The organism is Mycolicibacter sinensis, assembly GCF_001667945.1.
In the GTDB taxonomy this organism is placed as follows: Bacteria; Actinomycetota; Actinomycetes; order Mycobacteriales; family Mycobacteriaceae; genus Mycobacterium; species Mycobacterium sinense_B.
Map to the genome: position 1 here is coordinate 1 of NZ_LZJK01000106.1, position 5,821 is coordinate 5,821.

A 5,821-nucleotide genomic window follows, 5' to 3' on the forward strand; every position below is an offset into this window, starting at 1 on the left:
TCGGTGGTGGGACACGTCGGCAGCGCCGTGCCGGTCGCCGGCGTCACCACGGAGGCACCCACCACCGTGATCGAAGCCCCGCCCACCCGGGCGCGGTCGGCCTCGGTGCTGCGGGACCCGCTGGCCCTGGTGCTGATCTTCGTCACGGTGATCGCGCTGGCGCTGGCCGGTTTGATCGGCGCCGAGCTGATCGCCCGCCGGATCGCCGACAACAAGGTGGCCAAGGCCACCGAATGCGTGGTGCACGACAAGGCCAAAGTGTCGTTTGGGGTGACGCCGCCGTTCCTGTGGCAGCACTTCACCGGCAACTACACCAACATCTCCATCCACACCGCGGGCAACCAGGTCAAAGACGCCCAGCAGATGACCGCAGACCTGAACATCTCCGACGTCGATCTGCACGGCACCGGTGACTCCAAGGGCACCATCGGCGCCCTGGACGCCACCTTGACCTGGCCGGCGGCCGGCATCAAGGAGACCGTCCAGTCGATGGTGCCGATCCTGGGCAACCTGGTCTCGGATCTGAAGACCAACGCCAAGGACGGCACCGTCGAACTCAATGGGGCGTTCGGCCTGGCCACCGTGGTGGTCAAGCCGGAGGTGGTCGACGGCGGGCTCTCACTGCAGGTGCAGAAACTCACCGGCCTGGGTGCGCTGACGCTGCCGCGCGAATCGATTCAGCCGGAGCTGGACCGATTCGCCAAGGAGCTGACCAAGAAGTACCCGCTCGGCCTGCGCGCCGACAGCATCCAGGTCACCGACACCGGTGTGGTGGCCCGGTTCTCCACCCGCAACGCCACCATGCCCAAGTCCGACGACCCCTGTTTCGCGCACCTGTAACCTGCAGTAATGACTACTCCCGGGTCTACGCGTCCCCCGCACCGGTTCACCGGCCTTCCGGCAGTCCTGCTGGCGCTGACCGTGGTGCTGGTGCTGGCGGTGGTCGCGTTGTTCGGCGGCCAGCTCTACGCCACGCACCGGGCCAAGAGCCTGGTCGCCGACGCGGTCCAATGCGAGGCGGAGGACACCGCCACGGTGTCGTTCGACTCCAGTCCGCCGGTGCTGGCGCAGTACCTGCGGGGCGACTATCCGCACATCTCGGTGCAGACCGCCGGCAACCAGATCCGCAAGGCCAAGGGCATGCAGCTCGACCTTGACATCCGCGACATCCATGTGAAAAAGACCTCGGACTCCAAGGGCACCATCGGGTCGCTGGACGGCACCATCACCTGGCCGGCGGACGGCATCAAGCAGTCGATTCAAGATGTGGTCCCGGTGATCGGCAGCATCGTCACCGGCAAGGTCAGCACCGATCCGGGCGCCGGGACCGTGGAGCTCAAGGGCCTGCTCAACCGCGCCACCGTCAAGCCGGAGATCGTCGACAACGGGCTGCACCTGCAGGTGGTGGACCTGGAGGCGCTCGGCCACGACCTGGACACCGACACCGTGCAGCGCAACCTCGATGACCTCACCGCCAAGGTGACCGGCGATCTTCCGCTGGGGATCCACATCGACAGCTCGCAGGTCACCGATTCCGGTGTGGTGGTTAAGTTTTCGACGCAGAACGCCACCATCCCGGCGTCGTCGTCGAGTCAGTGCTTCGCGCGGCTGTAAGCGTTAGCTAGCTCAGCCCGTCGAGCACCGCCCGGGTGCCCGACAGTCCCAGCCGGGTCGCCCCGGCCTCGAGCATGGCCAGCGCATCGTCGGCCGTGCGGATCCCGCCGCTGGCCTTGATGCCCAGCCGGTCACCAACGGTGTCGGCCATCAGCGTCACCGCGCGCACCGACGCCCCGCCGGCCGGGTGAAACCCGGTGGAGGTCTTGACGAAATCCGCGCCGGCGTCTTCGGCGGCGCGGCAAGCCGCGACCAGGGTGGCCTCACCGCCCAGCTCCAGCAGCGCGGCGGACTCCAGGATCACCTTGAGCACGGCGTCGGGCGCGGCGGCGCGCACGGTGCCGATGTCGGCGCCGACCGCGGCGAAATCGCCCGCGCACGCCGCACCGATGTCGATCACCATGTCGATTTCAGCGGCCCCGGCCGCCACCGCCAGCGCCGCCTCCTGCGCTTTGACCACCGGCAGGTGCTTGCCGGATGGGAAGCCCGCGACCGCGGCGATCCGGACACCGGCCGGATTGGCGGCCGCGGCGACGGCCACCATCGACGGGGACACACACACCGCGGCGACGCCGAGTTCGGCAGCTTCGGCGACGACGGCGACGACCTGCGCCGGGGTGGCTTCGGGTTTGAGCAGGGTGTGGTCGACGAGTTTCGCGACCTGTTCACGGCCCCACCGGGGCCCGGACAACCCGGCCATCAGAACGCCTCCTCGGCGGCACCGGGGTTGCAGCCGGACTCCAGCATCGTGACACCGTCGACGACTGGGCGCCACGGCTCCAGGTTCCAACTGGTCTTGCCGGGCCGGGCGAACTCGGCGTAGTTCCAGTGACACAGGAATTGGTCGCGCATGCTCGGGGTGTCGGCCTCGGGGGCGCCGGCGAGCACTTCGCGCCACGCTTGCTCGCCCTCGGCCGCGCCGTCCACCCGGGCGGCGGCGGCCCGGCCGGCCGGGGTCGGATACACCCGCAGGCTGGACAGGTCGCCGTAGCCCACCCATTCGGTGTGGTCGACGAGGCCCGGCGACCCGGCGTCGGCCCACACCGGCGCGGCAGGTACCAGTACCGCTGCCACGATCCCGACGGCGCTGATAGTCGAACGGGCCATGGGGCTAGTGGGACTTGCCTTGGACCTCAAGCAATCTGGGCCGCACATCCACCAGGTACACCCCGGCGGCACAGGCGGCGATCGCCATCCCCATCACCTGCAGCACCAGGGCCAGCAGCCCGCACACCCCGAGGATCACCAGCCAGACCGGCTTGGTGAGCTTGTCGGCCGCGGTGTAGGCGTCGGAGCGCTGCATCGCCGCGTGTACGAACGCGTATACCGACGTCGCGAAGACGACGAGCTGCAAAACGCCGAGGACGATACCCACCAGGCTCATAGCGAACACGCTGCAAGCCTAGGCGGGTACCGTCCCGGACGTCGAACTGCGGTTACTTCTGGGTGACCTTCTTGGCCGGAGCCTTCTTGGCCGGAGCCTTCTTGGCCGGGGTCTTCTTGGCGGCGGCCGGCGCCGCAGCCTTCTTGGCGGCCGGAGCCGGGGCGGCCTTCTTGGCCCCGCCAGCCGGGGCGGCCTTCTGGGCGGGCTCCTTCTTGGGCAGCTCGATGCCGACCAGCTTGGCGGCGCGCTCGCCGACCTCGCGGGTCTGCGACGCCACGTTGCCCAGCACCTCCTGGGTCAGCTCGACGGCCTGGTCGACGTAACCCTCCACCTGCGCCGACGCGTCGTCGAGACCGGACTGGTTGCGCAACCGCTCCAGGGCAGCCTCACCACGCGCCACCAGCTCGTTGTACCGGCCGGTGGCGGCCTCCACGTAGCCCTCGGCGGCCTTGCGCAGCTCGTCGGCGGTGAAACGCTCCCGAAGCTCGGCGAACTGCTCGGGCAGCTCCTCCTGCAGCTTGGTCAGGCGCGCACGGCTCACCTCGACCCGGCTGCTGGCGTCCTCGCGCGCCTCGCCGGCGCGCTCACGCAGGTTGGCGACGAGGTCGGTCATGGTGGCCAGGGCCAGGTCGGCAGCGCCGATCGCGGCGAGCAGCGGGGCCTTCAGTTCTTCGATGGTCGGGTTCTCGGCCATGTCTGGATTCCTTTCGGTTGGTTTCTCGGGTGGTGGATCGGTCAGGAGACTGAATGGAGATCAGGCAGGTGTCGTCTCCTCACCGTCGGCTTCGTTCTGCTGGACGAAGGAGCTGTAGATGTCGAGCAGAACCTGCTTCTGCCGTTCCGTGATCGCCGCATCCGCAATGACGGCGTCGCGGACCTCGCTCTTCTCGCTGGGCTCGAGGATTCCCGCGCGCACGTAGAGCACCTCGGCGGAGACCCGCAGGGCCTTGGCGATCTGATTGAGGACGTCAGCGGAGGGCTTGCGCAATCCGCGCTCGATCTGGCTGAGGTACGGGTTGCTGACGCCGGCCTTGTCGGCCAGCTGCCGCATGGACACCTGCGCGGCTTCGCGCTGCGCCCGGATGAAGCTGCCGATATCCGCCGCGGCGGTCGAGACCACTGCGGCGAGTTTGTCATCCTGCGACACCGGTGACCCCTTTCGTGGACTTGCGACTGCTGACGAAAGCCACGATACGACCTAGTGCTAACTTTTGCAAGCACCTGCTAGCGCAGGTCAGAACATAAGTTGAGCTATGGCGTAGATCGCCAGCCCGGCCAGCGCGCCGACGACGGTGCCGTTGATCCGGATGAACTGCAGATCGCGGCCGACATGCAATTCGATGCGACGGCTGGCCTCCGCGGCGTCCCAGCGCTCGATGGTCTCGGTGATGATCGCGGTGATCTCCACCCCGTAATGCGCCACCAGATGCTGTGCGGCCCGCACCAGCCAGTTGTCCACCTTGTCGCGCAGCTCGGCCTTGTCCCGCAACGACTCACCGACCTGCATCACCGTGGCGGCCACCCGGGTGCGCAGCGCACCGGACGGGTCGTCGACGCCCTCGAGCACCAGGCGCTTCAGCGTCCGCCAGGCCGTCGCCGCAGCGTTGGCCACCTCGTCGCGGGCCATCAACTGCTCCTTGACCGCGTCGGCCTTGGCGATCGTGGCCGGGTCGTTCTGCAGGTCGTCGGCGAACTCGAACAGAAAACGCGTCGCGCTGCGCCGCAATTCGTGGTCGGGGTTGCGGCGCACCTTGTCGGTGAAGTCCATCAGCTCACGGTGGATCCGGTCGCCGACGAGGTGGTCGACGAACCGCGGCGACCAGGTGGGCGAGTCCCGCTCCACCACCCGCTGGATGACCTCGCCGGCATTGAGCGACCACTGGAACGCCCGGTCGGCCAGCAGCTGGATCAACGCCTCCTGACGATTCTCGGCCAGCAGGGTGCTCAGCACCCGGCCCACCGGCGGGCCCCAGTGCGGTTCGGCGATGCGCTGCACGATCATCCGGTCGATCACCTCCTGCACGTCGTCGTCGCGCAGCATCTCGATCAGCACCCGCAGCACGGTCGCGGTCTCGGCGGCCACCCGCTCGGCGTGGTTCTGCTCGCAGAGCCACTTGCCCACCCGCCCGGCGATCTGCGCGTCGCGCAGCTTGGTCTCCACCACCGGTGGCGACAGGAAGTTCTCCCGCACGAAGGTGCCCAGGCCCTGCCCGAGCTGGTCCTTTTTGCGTTTGATGATCGCGGTGTGCGGGATCGGGATACCCAGCGGATGCTTGAACAGCGCGGTGACCGCGAACCAGTCCGCCAATGCGCCGACCATGCCGGCCTCGGCGGCGGCGCCGACGTAACCCACCCAGGCCGGGGCCGTGCCGTCTACTTGTGCCCACCGGCACAGCAGGAAGACGACGGTCGCACCGAGCAGGAAGCTCAGTGCGACCACCTTCATGCGGCGCAGGTCGCGCAGACGGACCGCATCGGCGCCCGGATCAGCGTCGGCGAACGACTCCGCCAGCGACTGCACGGTCCGCGCCGCCCCCGGCCACGCCGGGCGGTTTTCTCGGTGCACCACCACACCATCATCCGCCATCTGTGGCACTGGGGATATCCGGCGGTTCCAGCTTCGCCTCTCCTCCGTCGAGCCTCGCTAAACCGCTCGGTTCATCCGGCGGTTCCAGCTTCGCCTCTCCTGCGTCGAGCCTCGCTAAACCACTCGGTTCATCCGGCGGTTCCAGCTTCGCCTCTCCTCCGTCGAGCCTCGCTGATATAGGTCGAGGTAGGTCCTTCACAAACGCCTCCGGAGGTGTCAGGAAGGGATCTGTAAGT

General features: G+C 68.4%; 8 protein-coding genes and 1 pseudogene. 2 read left to right on the forward strand and 7 right to left on the reverse strand.

Translation table 11 applies throughout. The annotated features are described in order from the left end of the window. Positions 1-3 precede the first annotated feature (3 nt). On the forward strand, positions 4-840 hold the full coding sequence (locus A5694_RS14265; protein ID WP_428844277.1) for an LmeA family phospholipid-binding protein: 837 nt from the start codon (positions 4-6) through the stop codon (positions 838-840). A gap of 9 nt (positions 841-849) precedes the next feature. Further along, entirely contained in the window at positions 850-1,614 is a 765-nt protein-coding gene (locus A5694_RS14270; RefSeq protein WP_064922488.1) for an LmeA family phospholipid-binding protein, read from the forward strand. 7 nt (positions 1,615-1,621) lie between these two features. Here A5694_RS14270 and deoC read toward each other — a convergent pair whose 3' ends face one another. The 7 genes and pseudogenes from deoC to A5694_RS24300 form a co-directional block, all read right to left on the reverse strand. After that, positions 1,622-2,314: a deoxyribose-phosphate aldolase gene (gene deoC, locus A5694_RS14275; RefSeq protein ID WP_185746718.1), complete on the reverse strand. Its 693-nt coding sequence runs from the start codon at positions 2,312-2,314 to the stop codon at positions 1,622-1,624. Then, a complete protein-coding gene (locus A5694_RS14280) occupies positions 2,314-2,721 on the reverse strand; it encodes a DUF2599 domain-containing protein (RefSeq protein ID WP_064922489.1) in 408 nt (135 codons plus the stop codon). The genes deoC and A5694_RS14280 overlap by 1 nt, the downstream gene beginning before the upstream one ends. A gap of 4 nt (positions 2,722-2,725) precedes the next feature. Beyond that, complete coding sequence (locus tag A5694_RS14285) at positions 2,726-2,998, reverse strand: DUF2516 family protein (RefSeq protein ID WP_043334651.1); 273 nt, start codon at positions 2,996-2,998, stop codon at positions 2,726-2,728. Between the two features lie 52 nt (positions 2,999-3,050). Beyond that, entirely contained in the window at positions 3,051-3,692 is a 642-nt protein-coding gene (locus A5694_RS14290) for a hypothetical protein (protein ID WP_064922490.1), read from the reverse strand. 60 nt (positions 3,693-3,752) lie between these two features. Continuing rightward, positions 3,753-4,145 (reverse strand): helix-turn-helix domain-containing protein, encoded by a 393-nt coding sequence (locus A5694_RS14295; protein ID WP_064922491.1) that lies wholly within the window; start codon positions 4,143-4,145, stop codon positions 3,753-3,755. An 87-nt stretch (positions 4,146-4,232) separates the two neighbouring features. Further along, positions 4,233-5,594 carry a DUF445 domain-containing protein gene (locus tag A5694_RS14300; protein WP_419179764.1) on the reverse strand — a complete coding sequence of 454 codons (1,362 nt, stop codon included), beginning with the start codon at positions 5,592-5,594 and terminating at the stop codon, positions 4,233-4,235. Then, positions 5,575-5,821 (reverse strand): annotated as a pseudogene (locus tag A5694_RS24300) (hypothetical protein); the annotation flags it as partial. The gene A5694_RS14300 and the pseudogene A5694_RS24300, both read right to left, overlap by 20 nt.